The sequence below is a fragment of the Roseofilum sp. Guam genome, assembly GCF_017746735.1.
Lineage (GTDB): Bacteria > Cyanobacteriota > Cyanobacteriia > Cyanobacteriales > Desertifilaceae > Roseofilum > Roseofilum reptotaenium.
Genome location: NZ_JAGHZN010000061.1, coordinates 1 through 16,078, shown reverse-complemented (window position 1 = coordinate 16,078; position 16,078 = coordinate 1). Strand labels below are relative to the sequence as shown.

Genomic DNA, 16,078 nt, shown 5'->3' with positions numbered 1-16,078 from the left:
TTTACTTTCTTAAAGATAGGGAGAACTTAAAAAGTTATCATGAGTCAGTTATCTCTCAGTGGCAACAAACTAATAGCTTTCGACTTTGAAACGGTTACAGTCAATCGTCGTGGTGAAATTATCAAACGCGAAAACCACACTGCCCAATATTTCATCGAGAATTTGGGCAATGAGACCACTTTGGATATGGTTGCCATTCCTGGCGGAACTTTCCTGATGGGTGCCTCAGAAGCAGAAAGCCGAGGAACAGGAGCGCTTGATGTTGCCAAACCCCAACATAAAGTCACGCTCGAACATTTCTTTATGGGAAAATATCCGATTACTCAGCGACAGTGGCGCGCGATTGCTGATCGCCATGATTTGAAGGTCGCGTTCGACCTTAACCCCAATCCTCTCTATTTCGCAGATAAGGAAAACAGCGTCTCCATCCCATAGCAGAAGTCGATTGGTACAGTGCGATGGAATTCTGCGGGCGGATCTCGAAATTGACAGGAGGAGAGTACCGACTTCCAAGCGAAGCAGAGTGGGAGTATGCTTGCCGAGCTGGAACATCAACCGCTTTCTACTTTGGAGACACTCTGACAAGCGAGTTAGCGAATTACAGAGCTAGTTATACCTATGCCGACGAACCCCAAGGAGAATATAGAAAAGAAACCACCCCAGTCGGGCAATTTCCCCCCAATGCTTTCGGATTGTATGACTTACTTGGAAATGTCTCGGAATGGTGTGAAGATGATTGGCACAAGGACCATGAAGGAGCGTCAGAGGATGGTGGTGTCTGGAGGTCTGATCGGGAATATGTGATGAAAGTAATACGCAGTGGTTCTTGGAGCACAATCCCTTGGGAATCTCGTTCTGCGTATCGTTTCGGAATTATTCCGGTTAGGGAATTCGACGATCAGGGACTACGAGTGGTTTATGTTCCCCCCCAAAATTCTTAGCCCTGTCGTATTCCATACTCTTTGGTTCTTGATAGTGGAAGAGTTTAAGCTGAGAGTCGAGGCTCCTGTTTATAGTTTTTAATCAAGATTTTTATCATTTTTTAACTACCGTCGAACTGGTGTTATTGATTACGAATCACCGATTTTTCAATTGATTTAATCGCTCGATCGCATCTCCCAAGGCAGAAGTTAAATTTTGGCGAGTTTGGATATGTTGCTCCTTTTCCGTTTGCAGAGCTTGGGATAGGCTGTTGACTGTTTGCAAGAGTCGATCGCGCTCTTGTATGATCTCCACTAACTTAGCCTTCATCTCCTCCACAGACTCAAGCTTCTCTACCTCCTCTTCCACGGGGGTAACTTCCCCCGATAACTGGGGTCGGGGTTGCTGCAAACTCTGCAACTGACCTTTAAGCCGTTTGATTTTTTGCCCGGCTAGTTTGGTATCATTTCGGCGTTGTTGAGCCTCCGTTTCATACAAGCGCTGCCAATTGGCAGCACTCGCATAGGCCCGATCGCACTCTTGTTGCACATCCCTCATTTGCTCTTGCAATTGACGAATTTGCTCTAACCACTGTCGGATATCATCAGCCATAGAACCATTCAATTAACGTGGGGGGAGCCGGTAACACAATCATCACTAAAATCACCAAAGCCAATAATCCCAAGAAATCCCGCACATTATCCAATTCTGTCACATCATTTAACGCCGGTTCATCGGCGATCGGCATTAACAATAAAAAGATCGCCCACCAGAGGAACTCCTGATGCAAAAATGCTAAAATCAGCACCAATAACCGAGAGATCTGACCAATAGCGACGGCTGTTCGTTGACCAAACATAGCATGAACCACATGGCCGCCATCCAACTGACCCACGGGAACTAAATTCAAGGCTGTAATCACCAAACCCAAAAAGCCAGCCACGGCTACTGGATGCAAATTCACAGCCATATCGGTCGTTAACTGATTTCCTAGAGCAATTTTACTGAGGATAGCTAACAGGACTGTCGCTTTAGGATTGAGAGAATCAAAATTAAACATGCTGGTATTTTCCGAAGCGGTAATCACATCGGAGAGGGACAACCCCCACATAAAAATGGGAATCGTGACTATCAAACCCGCCAAGGGGCCTGCAATTCCCACATCGAACAGAGCTTTACGATGGGGTATGGGGGAGCGAATTTGGATAAAGGCTCCAAAGGTTCCTAGGAAAAAAGGAATGGGGATAAAATAGGGCAGAGTCGCCTTAATTTTGTATCGACGAGCCATGAGATAATGGCCCAACTCATGGATACCCAAAATGGTCATGAGGGCGATCGCATAAGGCAAGCCGGGAGCCAAAAGACTGGGATTTTCCAGCAACAAATTGGGATTATCTTCGACTTCTGGGGACACCAGATCGGAAAAAGCCAGAGTTCCCATAAGTGTAGTGGTTAAGACCGTTAGAGCCAACAATCCTAAAGCCATCATCGGTCGAGTCAGACGAGGTTGGGCAGATTTTGCCTGAAACTGGGGATTGGGAATCAAGACAAAAAATGGCTTATCTTCAAACCCTTCTTGAAACACAATCAAAAAGCGATCGCCAAAGTGAGCCTCGATTTTCTCCCGCACTGTCTGATAGGCTACGTCTGAAGAGGTACGCAACTGACCGCGACAAACCACCACCTGGCCCTTACATTCCGTCTCATGGAGAGCATAGGCAGACCACGGAAAACACTGTTGCAATTGGCGCTGTTCTTCCACGGTCAAGGCAGGGGGAGGGGCAACCTTGGACTCCTGCTCTGACTCAGCAGTATCCCGATTCGGTGGCGAAGACCGGCCGACCTGAATCAGATACAAATACAACAGAGAAGAGAAAACAAACAAGGCAATCATCACCCCCAAAGGCGGCGGTTGATCTTCCCCTTGAACCCATATCCACACTGTCCAGGCCAAGGCCGGAGTCATCATCACCAACCACAAGATCCACACCGGAGTGCTTGTGCTGCTGGCCACACCACGCTGCACAATAAAATAAGTGATCAGTCCAAGCAACAATAGAAATAACAAAGTCATGGCATCTTTAAATCATGCAAATCCCAAGGAGCAGAGCCAGCCTCCAAAACAACCTAAAGTTATTTTAGAAAACCGATTTGCCTTTCCCCCTAATCGAGAGACCTTGGGCGCAACCTCCTATTTTATTGTAGGTAACTCAGCGAATATCCTCATTGACTGTCCCGCTTGGAATCAGACAAACCAAGACTTCTTACAAAACCAAGGAGGAGTAAAGTTCCTGTTTTTGACCCATCGGGGAGCGATCGCCAAAGTTCGTGAAATTCAACAAATGTTTAACTGTGAAGTTATCATCCAAGAACAGGAGGCTTATCTTTTACCCAATTTGAGTGTAACCCCATTCCAGCACGAATTAACGTTTTCTGACGAACAAATCCAAGCCTTATGGACTCCGGGCCATTCTCCGGGATCATCGTGTCTTTACGATCGGGCCCTAGGGGGAATCTTATTTACCGGTCGCCATCTACTCCCCAATGCCCAAGGCCATCCCACCCCTCTACGCACGAGCAAAACTTTCCACTGGAAGCGACAATTAACTAGCGTCGAACGGTTGTTAGATATATTCAAAGATAAACCCCTAGAATATATCTGCCCCGGAGCGAATACCGGCTTACTGCGCGGTCAAGGAGTCATCCGAGGATGGGGAGATAGGAGGATAGGGGGATAGGGGGAACACGGGGACACGGGGACACGGAGATCGCTTGTTGCCTATTGCCTATTACCTTTCCCCCATTCCCCATTCCCCAGTTACACTAAAATTATCCACTAATCTATTTTTGGGCGATCGCACCACCTGATCTGACGCTATGAACAGTTCTCAATTCAAAACTATGGCTCAAACCTTCAAACGCAAAGGAATGTCCCTGGGCGCGACTTTGGCCCTGAGCAGTTCCTTACTGTTCACCTGGAGTCTCTTAAATCGTCCAGTCCAGGCTCAGTCCCAGCAGCTTAGTTATACCCAATTGTTGGAAAAAATTGAAGCGGGAGAGGTAGAGTTTGTAGAAATTGACCCCACGAAGAACCGCGCTCAAGTGACCTTAGACGGATCGCAAACCAAACAAGAGGTCATCATTTTTGAGCGTAATCCTGAATTGATTGAAGAACTCAAGGCCAATAAGGTGAAGTTTGGGGAACAAGCCAGCGCGGATAATCGCATGGTGGTCAGTAGTGTAGCCAATTTGTTGTTAATCCTGTTGGTGGTAATCGGATTAATGATGATCATTAAGCGCTCTTCTCAGTCGGCGGGCAATGCATTAAGCTTCGGCAAATCTAAGGCCAAATTCCAGATGGAAGCCAAAACTGGAGTGGTGTTTAATGATGTCGCTGGAGTGGAAGAAGCCAAGGAAGAGTTACAAGAAGTCGTCACCTTCTTAAAACAACCGGAGCGGTTTACAGCCATTGGCGCGAAAATCCCTAGAGGAGTGTTATTAGTCGGGCCTCCCGGAACCGGGAAAACCCTGATGGCTAAGGCGATCGCCGGTGAAGCAGGAGTTCCCTTTTTCAGCATTTCCGGTTCCGAGTTCGTAGAGATGTTTGTCGGTGTGGGCGCTTCGCGGGTACGAGATTTGTTTAAGAAAGCCAAGGAAAATGCTCCCTGTTTAGTCTTTATCGATGAAATTGATGCCGTTGGTCGTCAACGGGGTACAGGTATTGGCGGAGGTAATGATGAACGGGAACAAACCCTCAACCAATTGTTGACAGAAATGGATGGGTTTGAAGGCAACAGTGGCATTATCATCATTGCCGCTACGAACCGCCCGGATGTGCTGGATCAGGCTCTCTTGCGTCCTGGCAGGTTTGACCGTCAAGTAATGGTCGATTTGCCGACGTATAAAGGCCGGTTAGGGATTTTAGAGGTTCATGCTCGCGATAAGAAAGTTTCGGCTGATGTCTCTTTAGAGCTTATCGCCCGACGTACCCCTGGATTTTCCGGTGCTGATCTAGCCAACGTTCTTAATGAAGCTGCTATCCTCACCGCCAGACGACGCAAGGAAGCCATAACTCCTCTGGAAGTGGAGGATGCGATCGATCGCGTTAGTATTGGTATGAGCCTCAAACCCTTACTCGATAGCAAGAAAAAGCGTTTGCTTGCTTACCACGAAATTGGCCATGCCCTATCAAGGACTTTACTCAAAAATGCAGACCCTCTGAACAAAGTCACGATTATTCCTAGATCTGGGGGACTTGGTGGATTTTCTCAAGGAATCTTGAATGAAGAAAACTTAGATAGTGGTTTGTTCAGTCGGGGATGGCTACTCGATCGAATTATTATCCTTCTTGCCGGACGAGCTGCCGAAGAAGAAGTTTTTGGTCATGCGGAAGTAACGGCTGGAGCCTTTGGTGATATTGAACAGGTAGCCAAACTCGCCAGAGAAATGGTCACCCGGTGGGGAATGTCAGATTTGGGGCCTCTAGCCCTAGAAAGCGAAGGCAATGAAGTATTCTTAGGCCGAGATTTAATGACTCGTTCCGAATATTCTGAGGAAGTCGCCACCCAAATTGACCATCAAATTCGGGAAATTGCCGTGCGCTGCCATCAACAGGCTCGCAAACTCCTACGGGAACATCGCCCCCTAATGGATCAATTGGTTGATATTTTATTAGACCAGGAAACCATTGAGGGCGATCGCTTCCGACAAATTGTCACCGACTACCAGAAAAATACACCCAGCTCGCCGGTTGATTTGGTGAAAGCTGGCAGCGCTTAATGAAATATAGTCAATTAGTTTGCTTTAACTTAATTCTCTATTAGTTAGAGGTCTTTTCTATTCCTCACTGATCTTTGGGGTTCCCACGATTAATTTCCTTGATTAATCGTGTTTGTCTTGACCTCTTTCCTCTCTCTTGACCCTGATTTCTTATTTTCCTCTGCCTAGAGTGACAAAAGAGGGATAGGGAATAAGGTTGTGGTACATGCATTTGAATATTAAAAACTGTACTCCATAACATCGCAAAGCGCTGTAAGAGGCCTCGAGCCAGGATTATCTGCAACTGCAAATAAAACGGCTTCAATTGTAATAGTAAATCCGGTATGTATAGACTCAGTACAGGACAAAAAGGCACTCAAGACCCAGGGATTTTGTCTGGAATCGACTCATTTTACTGATGGCTCTCGTCTGTCTAAGCTACTGGCTCTGTTAGCTCTGTCCTTTGTCTGGGCGATGAAGGCTGGTATGGCCGCTCAAAAGCCGATTCGTATCATTGAAGCTCATGGTCGCCGTGCCTATAGCTTATTTCGCTATGGTTTTGACCTATGATGCCGCTTTTTCTTTGAGCCACTCTCTTTTGCTCATTCTCTCTTTCAACCCATACAACTTTTGTCTTGTACTTAGGGGAGAACCATGACGTGTAACTCTGAAATGGGAAAAGCAACGGAATTAGCGCTCTGCCTTCCCCTCAATTAAAGCCAATAAATTCTATATTAATTATTATGTAAACATTCCCATAGAGCGATCGCTGCCTATGCGCGATCGAGATCTTTGCTGGTGATAAATATCACTATAACCTTCCAAGTACAGCAATAATTCCTAGAGAAATGATCTTAGAACTACCGGGCTATCAAATTGGCGAAAATCTATATGAAGGAGAACGAACTCTAGTCTATCGGGGGGTTAGACTTTCTGACTCCTTAAAAGTCGCCATCAAATTTCTGCGTAACTCATACCCTAGCTTTACCGAACTCCTACAGTTTCGTCACCAGTATGCCATTACCAAAAACCTGAATCATCCCGGCATTGTCCAACCTTTAAGCCTAGAGAGCGTTGGTAATGGTTATGCTTTGATCATGAAAGAGGAGGGAGCAATTTCTCTGAATAAAGTATTAGTAGAATATGAGTCATTAGACTTAGAAAGCTGCTTTAAAATCGCCATTCAACTAGCGTCGATCCTGCAAGAACTCGAGCAGCAGCGAGTCATTCACAAAGACATTAAACCCGCAAACATTCTGATTCACCCAGAGAGCCAACAGATCCAACTGATTGATTTCAGTATTGCCTCCCTGTTGCCAAAAGAAGTGGAAGAAATCAAGAATTACAACGTCCTAGAAGGAACCCTAGCCTATATTTCCCCAGAACAAACGGGTCGGATGAATCGGGCGATCGACTACCGCAGCGACTTCTATTCCCTGGGGGTGACCTTATACCAACTGCTAACAGGAACGTTACCCTTCACCAGTAAGGACCCTATAGAGTTGGTGCATTGTCATATTTCCCAACAGCCAGTACCGCCATCGGTTAGAAACCCGGTTTCTGGAATTCCCCTAGTAGTGTCGCAGATCGTGATGAAATTACTGGCGAAGAATGCTGAAGATCGCTATCAGAGTGGATTGGGGTTAAAGTTCGACCTAGAAAATTGTCTTCAGCAATGGCAAGAAATGGGCAAAATAGAAGCCTTTGAGTTGGCCACGAGAGATATTGGTAGCCGCTTCCTGATTCCAGAAAAACTTTACGGACGCGAAAGCGAGGTCCAAACCTTACTAAAGGCTTTTGATCGCGTTTCCAAAGGACAGACGGAAATGATGCTCGTTGCCGGATTCTCTGGCATCGGTAAAACCGCTGTCATCAACGAAGTCCACAAGTCCATTGTGCGAGAACGGGGCTATTTTATCAAAGGGAAATTCGACCAATTCCAGCGCAATATTCCCTTCAGTGCTTTCGTGAGTGCTTTCCGGGATTTGATGAAGCAGTTATTAGGAGAATCAGATGCTCAATTAGCCCAGTGGCAGACCAAAATTCTCGCGGCTTTGGGAGAAAATGCTCAAGTGATTATTGAGGTGATTCCGGAGTTAGAGTTAATTATTGGCAAGCAGCCCGCGGTACCCGAACTTTCTGGTACTGCCGTGCAAAATCGCTTTAACCGATTGTTTCAGAAATTTATTCAGGTTTTTACTACCGAAGAGCATCCGTTGGCGATCTTTATTGATGACTTGCAGTGGGCAGATGCGGCATCTCTGAAGTCGATCAAACTGCTGATGAGCGAGAGTGAAACGGATTATCTGCTATTGCTAGGAGCCTATCGAGATAATGAGGTCTCTCCTACCCACCCGTTAATGCTGACTCTAGAGGAAATCGCTAAATCAGGAGTGAGGATTAATACGATCGCTCTAGCGCCCTTAACCGAATTAGATCTCAATTGCTTGGTGGAAAATACTCTCAGTTGTAGCCAACAAATAGCTCGACCTTTGACAGAATTAGTCTATCAAAAGACTCAGGGTAATCCCTTTTTTGCTACTCAATTTCTCAAAGGATTGCATGAAGATGGGTTGATTTCCTTTGATCGCGATCTCGGCTATTGGCACTGCTACATAACTAGAGTGCGCCAGTTGACATTGACTTCGGACGTGGTTGAGTTTATGGCCACAGAGCTACACAAGTTACCGGAAGACACTCAAGAGGTGTTGAAGTTAGCCGCTTGTATCGGCAACCCGTTTGATTTGGAAACTTTGTCCATTGTCAGCGAGCGCGAGCAGACGGAAGTGGCCGCTTCCTTATGGAGGGCGCTGCAAGAGGGATTGGTTCTGCCCCTAGGCCAAACCTATAAGTTTTTCCCAGCTAACCAGGATCGAAAGACCTCAATTGAAGATCTCTGTGTTGGTTATAAGTTTCTACACGATCGCGTTCAACAAGCTGCCTATTCTTTAATCCATGAAAAGCAAAAGCAAGGTACTCATTTAAGAATTGGCAGGCAATTACTCGCTTGTACTCCCGATTTCCATCTTGACGAGAGAATCTTTGATATTGTCAACCAAATTAATCTCGGTCTAGACCTGATTACCCAATTGTCTGAGAAGTATCAATTAGCAAAATTGAATTGGGTGGCGGCAAAGAAAGCAAAACTTTCCACTGCCTATGCAGCAGCTTATGAATATATTGATACCTCACGCTCCTTGCTATCAGAAGAGGATTGGCATCAAGATTTTGAATTTGTGCGATCGGTGTTTGAATTAGCTTCAGAAATAGCTTATCTCAATGGAGACTTCAAGATGGCAGAAGTCATGAATACTGAGATTTGTGAGCGGGCAATAGACATTTTAGATAAAACTAAAGCTTATGAAATTAAAATTCAGATAGCCATCAGCGAAAAACGTATATTTACAGCGATTGAATCTGGCTTAGAATTTCTAGACCAATTAGATATAAAAATCCCCAAATGCCCTGATGATTGTGATATCGAACGGGTTTTATTTGAATTAGATCGCAAACTTGACCCTCATTCCATAGGATTATTAAAAGATTTGCCCATCTCAACCGATGCACGACAATTAGCAGCAATGCGAATTCTTTCGGGGATTTTAAATGCAGCCTATTTAGGACAACCAAACTTGCTACCGATTATTATTGCTAAACAGGTTGAGTTATCAATAAACTACGGTAATACAGATGTTTCATGTTCTGCTTATGCAAACTATGGTTTAATTCTTTGCAGTATTGTTAACGATATCGATCTGGGATTCAGCTTTGGCAATTTGGCGCTGAATCTCTTGGAGCGAATTGAGTCTCGAGAATTCCATGCTAAAACGATCGAAATCGTTTGCCTTTCTGTTCAACATTGGAAAAAACATATCAACACAACTTTATCAATGCTGATCGAGGCTTATCAAATAGGTTTAGAGTTAGGAGATTTTGAATCTGCGGCTTTTGCGGCCTATGATTATTGCGCCCATTCTTTTGTATCGGGACTTAATCTCATAGAATTAGAAAAAAAAATGTTGTATTATAGCCAAGCCATCGAGAAACTTCAACAAACCATGATGTTTCAGCTCAATGAACTTCATCGGCAAATGGTTTTGAATTTGATTGAAGGCAATAAACCATTATCTTTGATCCAAGGGAAGACCTACGATGAAGAAAAAATGGGAGCTATCCACCAGGAAGAAAATCATTTTAGTTCTCTAGCTTTATTTTATATAGATAAACTTTTTCTCTGCTATTTATTTGGCAATAGCAGCCAAGCGATCGACCTAAGTAATCAAGTGGAGTCATATCTGGAAGGAATTCCAGGACAAGTTTTTGTCACAATATTTTATTTTTATGCTAGTTTATCATGGCTTGATGTTTATCATACCTTAGAAAATCAAGAAAAAGAACAAGCCGATGAAAAAATATTATCTTATCAAAATAAAATGGAAGACTGGGCCAATCATGCCCCGATGAACTATGCTCATAAATTCCAGTTAATCTCAGCAGAAAAGCATCGGGTTTTGAATCAAAAACTCAAGGCGATCGAACACTACGACTTGGCCATAGCCGGAGCGAAAGAAAATGGCTACATCCAGGAAGAAGCGCTAGCTAACGAACTGGCCGCAAAATTCTATCTCGATTGGGGCAAACAAAAGGTCGCGATCGGTTACATGACCGATGCCTATTACGGCTACGCCCGCTGGGGAGCAAAGGCCAAAATCGATCAACTTGAAAGAACCTATCCCCAGCTACTTTCCTCCATTCTGCAACAGCCTTACTTACAGTTACAGAACGATCCAAGCGTAACTAGCACTTTAACGCAGACGACAGGTTTGAGTAGCAGTAAAAGCGACTTCATCCTCGATTGGGCAACGGCGATGAAAGCTTCCCAATCTCTATCGAGCGAAATGCACCTGGATAAGTTGGTCTCGGCGTTGATGAGAGCAACGATGGAAAATGCCGGAGCTGATGGTGGTATTCTACTCTTGCGACAGCCCGATGGTTGGCAGATGGCTACCCGATATGCAAAAAAAGGTGGTCAAAATGACTGGGATTTATGTTGCTCGGACGTATCGGAAGAGTTGGAAATTCCCATGAGAGTAATTAATAAGGTTAAACGCAGCAAAGAAGCAATTATCGTTAACAATTTCTCTGGCGATCTCCAGTTTGCAGGGGACCCCTATCTACAGCAAGAACAACCCCTTAGTTTTCTGTGTGCGCCTATCCTCAATCAAGGACAGCTCATCGGTATCCTTTATTTGGAAAATTATCTGGCGATTGGAGCCTTTAACAGAGATCGGGTGGAACTACTCTCTATGCTCTGTTCCCAAGCGGCTATCTCTCTGGAAAACGCTCGCCTCTACGAACAATCCCAAGACTACGCCAAGCAATCCCAAGACTATGCTTATCAACTCGAACAATCTCTTGAAGACCTGCAACAAGCCCAACTACAATTGGTGCAGAGCGAGAAAATGTCGGCTTTAGGCAACTTGATGGCAGGAGTGGCCCATGAAATTAATAATCCCGTGGGATTTATTGCTGGAAATATAGAACCAGCGGGAGATTACCTGGAAGATTTGTTAGGACTCCTGGAGCTTTATGAGCAAGAATATCCGCATCCGAGTGAAATCATACAAGCAGAAAGAGAAGCAATAGACTTGGAGTTTTTGCGCTCGGATTTACCGCAATTGATGGATTCGATGCAAGAAGGAACTGATCGCATCAGGCACATTAGTAGGTCTTTACGAACGTTTTCGCGCACAGATAAGGAGTATAAAGTCCCGTTTAATCTGCATGAAGGTATCGAGAGTACCCTGCTGATTCTCAAGCATCGCCTAAAAGCTAATGATGAGCGTCCAGCGATTGCAATTGTCAAAGACTATGGAGAATTGCCAGAAGTGGAATGTTTTCCGGGACAACTCAACCAAGTATTTATGAATTTGATTGCTAATGCGATTGATGCGTTAGATGAGGGCAACCAAGGACGAAGTTTTGACGAGATTGCCAATCAGATTAAGATTAGCACCTCAGCGACAGCCCAGGAGGTCACCATTTGCATTGCCGATAATGGTATGGGGATGCCAGATGAAGTTAAAGAACGTATCTTTGAGCAAGGGTTTACGACTAAAGCAGTGGGTAAAGGAACGGGGTTAGGAATGGCGATCGCTAAGTCTATCGTGGAAGAAAAACATGGTGGGGCGATCATTTGTAATTCGGAATTAGGTAAAGGGACGGAATTGGTTGTTTCTCTGTCTGTAAAATAAAGCCGATATTCTGTGGGTTGAAACTAAGTAAAAAGACGCAGTCAATCGGAGTTTTTTATTCCCATTGATCGGTCATTCTTTCTCTATCAAATCATCAATTTGAGACCAATCTTCACAAGATTTTCACAATCTTTTTCTAGACTACTTATTATATTTATAGAATTTAACAATAAAACAATGATGATCTTACTGAGCTTGACAAAAATTCTAAGCGATCGAAGCTGTATTGATGGACAGTAGGTTTTGAAGCCCCTATTCATCCCCCTTTTTGAGGGCGGTTGGAGGGGATCGAGATATCTCTCGGAAGAGAACAAGGTGCTGCATCATCGTTGGAGAAATACGGTTGTGTCAAAAAACACGAATTCCGGATTCATCCTAATTGTAGATGACCATTCTAACAATCTCGCCGTCCTGTCTGAAGCTCTAACCGTGGAAGGATGACCCTTTCGGGTTGCAATGGACCGAGAAAGCACCCTCGCATTGAACCCTTTTTGACCACCAAACCCATTGGTAAAAGAACCAGTTTAGGCCTGGCGATCGCCTATCAAATTGTGATGGAAAAGCATCAGGGAAGTATTACCGTGCAATCTCAAATCGGACAAGAAACGACCTTTGCAATCGAAATGCCCCTCGGCGATCGTGAATAGATACAGCGCTTTGCGCTGTGATGGGGGGATGGGGGGAACAAACAACAGACTCGGTGGCGCTTTGAGCTATTCTAGCTATCGTTAAAAACCGTCATTAATGTACTTCATAGCAGAGGAAACTGCTGTATTCAAATTCCCTATAAAAGACACATCAGTTAAATGGTTTTTGATTAAAAGAAAATATCGTTTTGAGTTAAGAGGCTAAAATTTTATGGTAAGCATCAAAAACAAGGGAAGGAATGTTGCAATTGTCTTTCTCTTTCTCAAAAAACTTTTTAGCTCTCCCTTTGAGGCTGGCGAGCAATACAACAAATCCTTGACGTTCAATACCCTGGTTAATATGGGTTTGCGACTGGCATTGGTCGTCATTGCCATTTCGGCTATTAGTTACTGGCATCTCATGTCTCAACTGGCCGAAGATACTCGAGCTAATCTACTGAGCTATATTACCGAGCGCGCCCAGCGAGAAGAAACCATCTTTGTCTTAGCAGAAGATAATCACATTCTCCTGCACGATGACTTTCTCGAAGAATTTACCGCAGATTCACCAATCGACTGGCAACAACGCTTCGATCGCCACTTTTTTCCTTGGACGGATGGGACAATCCGCAATCTTCCCGAAGATATTGAACTTCAAGACTTTGACCCGAACCATCACGCCACATCCTTCATCCAGAGAGGCGTAACCCTAACGCCGGATTTTCAAAAGCGCATGACCCTCAGCTATGACTTAGTCGAACGCTATGGGATCGGGTGGCGCGATCGCTTTTTCAGTACCTATATCGCATTGCCCGAGGGCGGAACAACAACATTTTACCCCAAGGCACCTTGGGGACTGACGGCGGAAAGCGACTTGGATATGACAGCGCTAGAATCGGTTTATCTGGGAGATTGGCAGCACAATCCCGAACGCAAAACTTTGTGGACTGGAGTCTATACCGATCCGGTTACCCATGATTCGATGGTGTCGGCAGTGACTCCTATTGATGACTCCGATGGCCGTCATTTGGGGTCGATCGAACACGATATTGTCTTGAACGATCTGCTCCATCGGGTCATCGAAGACCATTTAGAAGGGACTTATAACCTGTTGGTTCGTCCTGACGGTCAGTTAATTGCCGAGCCGAATTTAATGGCACAAATTCAAACCGAGGCAGGAAATTTAAGTGTGCAAACCGCAGGAGATGCCCATCTCCTGCGGCTCTTTGCCCTGGCCGGACAGACCTCTCGGGCCAATAGCGTAGTTTACAATCGTCGCGATCGCGAATATTTGGCGATCGCTCGACTGCACGGGCCGAACTGGTATCTCATTACTGTTTATCCGGAGTCTCTCCTGCGAGAACAAGCCTTCAGGGCAACTTGGTTTCTCTTATTTATTAGCTTGACTTCCTTGGTTTTAGAAGTTTTGCTGCTCTTACTCGTCCTGCGCCAACGAGTTGCCACACCACTTCGGGAATTACTCGGAGCAACGCAACAGGTTGCAGCAGGACAGTTTAATGTTGCTCTCGATACTCAACGAGAAGACGAACTCGGCCAATTGGCTGCCGCTTTTACTCAAATGACTCGCCAACTTCAAGATGCGTTTATTACGCTTGAGAGCAAGGTAGCAGAGCGCACCCAACAACTTCAAACGGCTAAACTCGCTGCCGATCGCGCCAACCAAGCCAAAAGCGACTTTCTTGCCAGCATGAGCCACGAGTTGCGAACCCCCCTCAACGGCATTCTCGGCTACACTCAAGTCCTCAATCGCTCCCTATCTTTAGGCGACAGGGAAAAACAGGGGGTGAGTATTATCCATCAATGCGGCTCTCACCTGTTGAACCTGATTAACGATATTTTGGATTTGGCCAAAATTGAAGCGCGCAAACTCGAACTTAATCCCAATGCGTCTTATCTCCCCGCCTTCCTACAAGGGGTCGTTGAAATCTGTCGCATCCGTGCCGATCGCAAGGGCTTAGAATTTATCTATCATCCCCCAGAAAATTTACCCGAAGCCGTTGTCATCGATGAAAAACGCCTGCAACAGGTGTTGATTAATCTTTTGGGCAATGCGATCAAATTTACCGATCGCGGCTCCGTCAACCTCACTGTAGAGGTCTTAGAGTCCCCCTCTGCCGAACGCCACCACCTCCGTTTTTCCGTCATCGATACCGGAGCGGGGATGAAACCGGAACAACTCGAAACCATCTTTCAACCCTTCGAGCAAGTGGGCGATCGCCAGAAACAGACAGAAGGAACGGGTTTAGGGCTTTCTATCAGCCAACAGATCGTCGAATTAATGGGGTCTCGATTGCAAGTTAAAAGTGAATTGGGTCGGGGGAGTACCTTTTGGTTCGAGATGGAAATCCCGGAATCGAGAGAATGGGTCGCGATTGCCAAAACCGTCGAGCAAGGGGCGATCGCCAGCTATCAGGGAGAAAAACGCCACATTCTGGTGGTAGACGATCGCTGGGAAAATCGGTCGGTGGTCGTCAGTTTGCTCGAACCTATCGGCTTTGAAGTGACCGAAGCAGAAAACGGTCGGGAGGCTTGGGAGAACATGCAAAAAAGCCCACCGGATGCCGTCATCACCGATTTAATGATGCCGGAGATGAATGGTTATGAATTGCTGTCGGCGATCCGTACCTCAGAAACCTTTGAGAATATCGTGACTATAGCCTCTTCTGCCAGTATTTTTGAGAGCAATCAACAGGAGGCAATCGATGCGGGAGCCAATGTATTTTTACCCAAACCCGTGCAAGCCGACCAATTACTCAAAGCATTACAGGAATTTCTGAAATTAGAGTGGATCTATCAAGAGCGCGACCCTGAAAGCCAAGGGGATTTGGAAGCGATCGTGCCTCCAAGTCAAGAGATTTTAGAACAATTACTCGAACTTGTGCAAGATGGAGATATTCAAGAGATTAAAGAAAATGAATGGAGAGTTACTGCTCTGGAAACAACGATTCCCTTCTAGATTAGATACCACAGCTAAAAGAGGAGATGGCGATCCCGAAGTTGAAGCGAATAAAATATCTATCATTACCATAAGAGAATAGCAAAAAAGCTCCAATCTCATGACTCCAACACTTCCTGGCTATCAAATTGGCTCAAAAATTTATGAAGGAGAGCGAACCCTAGTCTATCAAGGAACACGCCTATCCGACTCCCTAAATGTCGCGATCAAATTATTACGCAACTCCTACCCCAGTTTTAGCGAACTGGTACAATTTCGCAACCAGTATGGCATCACTAAAAACCTCAACTCAACGGGCATTGTCGTCCCCCTAAGCTTGGAGCGCTATGGTAATGGTTACGCCTTAGTTATGCCCGAGGAAGGAGCTATCTCTCTAGATAAAACATTAACCGAAAATGGATCGTTAGATTTAGGAACTTGTTTAGATATTGCCATCCAACTCGCTGATACCCTACAAGAACTCGATCGGCAACAAGTGATCCACAAAGATATTAAACCCGCAAATATTCTCATTCAACCCAAAACGCAACAGGTGAAATTAA

At 45.2% G+C, this 16,078-nt stretch carries 10 protein-coding genes and 1 pseudogene; 9 read left to right on the top strand and 2 right to left on the bottom strand.

Translation table 11 applies throughout. The features are described from left to right. Positions 1-39 precede the first annotated feature (39 nt). Positions 40-435: a formylglycine-generating enzyme family protein gene (locus J7529_RS20655; protein ID WP_318730515.1), complete on the top strand. Its 396-nt coding sequence runs from the start codon at positions 40-42 to the stop codon at positions 433-435. Between the two features lie 23 nt (positions 436-458). Beyond that, a complete protein-coding gene (locus J7529_RS20650) occupies positions 459-941 on the top strand; it encodes a formylglycine-generating enzyme family protein (RefSeq protein WP_318730514.1) in 483 nt (160 codons plus the stop codon). 136 nt (positions 942-1,077) lie between these two features. Here J7529_RS20650 and J7529_RS20645 read toward each other — a convergent pair whose 3' ends face one another. Then, positions 1,078-1,533 carry a hypothetical protein gene (locus tag J7529_RS20645; protein ID WP_318730513.1) on the bottom strand — a complete coding sequence of 152 codons (456 nt, stop codon included), beginning with the start codon at positions 1,531-1,533 and terminating at the stop codon, positions 1,078-1,080. Next, a complete protein-coding gene (locus tag J7529_RS20640; protein ID WP_318730512.1) occupies positions 1,526-2,995 on the bottom strand; it encodes a site-2 protease family protein in 1,470 nt (489 codons plus the stop codon). The genes J7529_RS20645 and J7529_RS20640 overlap by 8 nt, the downstream gene beginning before the upstream one ends. Here J7529_RS20640 and J7529_RS20635 point away from each other — a divergent pair. From J7529_RS20635 to J7529_RS20605, 7 genes and pseudogenes are all read left to right on the top strand, one after another. Next, entirely contained in the window at positions 2,994-3,659 is a 666-nt protein-coding gene (locus J7529_RS20635; protein WP_271939623.1) for an MBL fold metallo-hydrolase, read from the top strand. The two genes, J7529_RS20640 and J7529_RS20635, sit on opposite strands and share 2 nt — an antisense overlap. A gap of 139 nt (positions 3,660-3,798) precedes the next feature. Beyond that, entirely contained in the window at positions 3,799-5,700 is a 1,902-nt protein-coding gene (gene ftsH, locus J7529_RS20630; protein WP_318730511.1) for an ATP-dependent zinc metalloprotease FtsH, read from the top strand. A 351-nt stretch (positions 5,701-6,051) separates the two neighbouring features. After that, positions 6,052-6,324, top strand: a pseudogene (locus J7529_RS20625) (IS4 family transposase); the annotation flags it as partial. A gap of 203 nt (positions 6,325-6,527) precedes the next feature. Beyond that, the gene (locus J7529_RS20620; RefSeq protein ID WP_318730510.1) at positions 6,528-11,933 is read left to right on the top strand and encodes an AAA family ATPase; all 5,406 of its coding nucleotides are present in this window, start codon (positions 6,528-6,530) and stop codon (positions 11,931-11,933) included. Between the two features lie 437 nt (positions 11,934-12,370). Then, on the top strand, positions 12,371-12,580 hold the full coding sequence (locus tag J7529_RS20615; RefSeq protein ID WP_318730509.1) for an ATP-binding protein: 210 nt from the start codon (positions 12,371-12,373) through the stop codon (positions 12,578-12,580). A gap of 211 nt (positions 12,581-12,791) precedes the next feature. Then, positions 12,792-15,536: an ATP-binding protein gene (locus J7529_RS20610; RefSeq protein ID WP_318730508.1), complete on the top strand. Its 2,745-nt coding sequence runs from the start codon at positions 12,792-12,794 to the stop codon at positions 15,534-15,536. A 100-nt stretch (positions 15,537-15,636) separates the two neighbouring features. Next, positions 15,637-16,078 (top strand): serine/threonine protein kinase (locus tag J7529_RS20605; protein ID WP_318730507.1); only part of this gene is annotated, 442 nt, incomplete at its 3' end.

Excerpts from the sequence above, each read along its gene's own strand:
- J7529_RS20650 (WP_318730514.1), top strand. The coding sequence starts at position 459 with ATGGAATTCTGCGGGCGGATCTCGAAATTGACAGGAGGAGAGTACCGA.
- J7529_RS20655 (WP_318730515.1), top strand. The coding sequence starts at position 40 with ATGAGTCAGTTATCTCTCAGTGGCAACAAACTAATAGCTTTCGACTTT.
- J7529_RS20645 (WP_318730513.1), bottom strand. The coding sequence starts at position 1,533 with ATGGCTGATGATATCCGACAGTGGTTAGAGCAAATTCGTCAATTGCAA.
- J7529_RS20610 (WP_318730508.1), top strand. The coding sequence starts at position 12,792 with ATGGTAAGCATCAAAAACAAGGGAAGGAATGTTGCAATTGTCTTTCTC.
- J7529_RS20635 (WP_271939623.1), top strand. The coding sequence starts at position 2,994 with ATGGCATCTTTAAATCATGCAAATCCCAAGGAGCAGAGCCAGCCTCCA.
- J7529_RS20640 (WP_318730512.1), bottom strand. The coding sequence starts at position 2,995 with ATGACTTTGTTATTTCTATTGTTGCTTGGACTGATCACTTATTTTATT.
- J7529_RS20615 (WP_318730509.1), top strand. The coding sequence starts at position 12,371 with ATGACCCTTTCGGGTTGCAATGGACCGAGAAAGCACCCTCGCATTGAA.
- J7529_RS20620 (WP_318730510.1), top strand. The coding sequence starts at position 6,528 with ATGATCTTAGAACTACCGGGCTATCAAATTGGCGAAAATCTATATGAA.
- ftsH (WP_318730511.1), top strand. The coding sequence starts at position 3,799 with ATGAACAGTTCTCAATTCAAAACTATGGCTCAAACCTTCAAACGCAAA.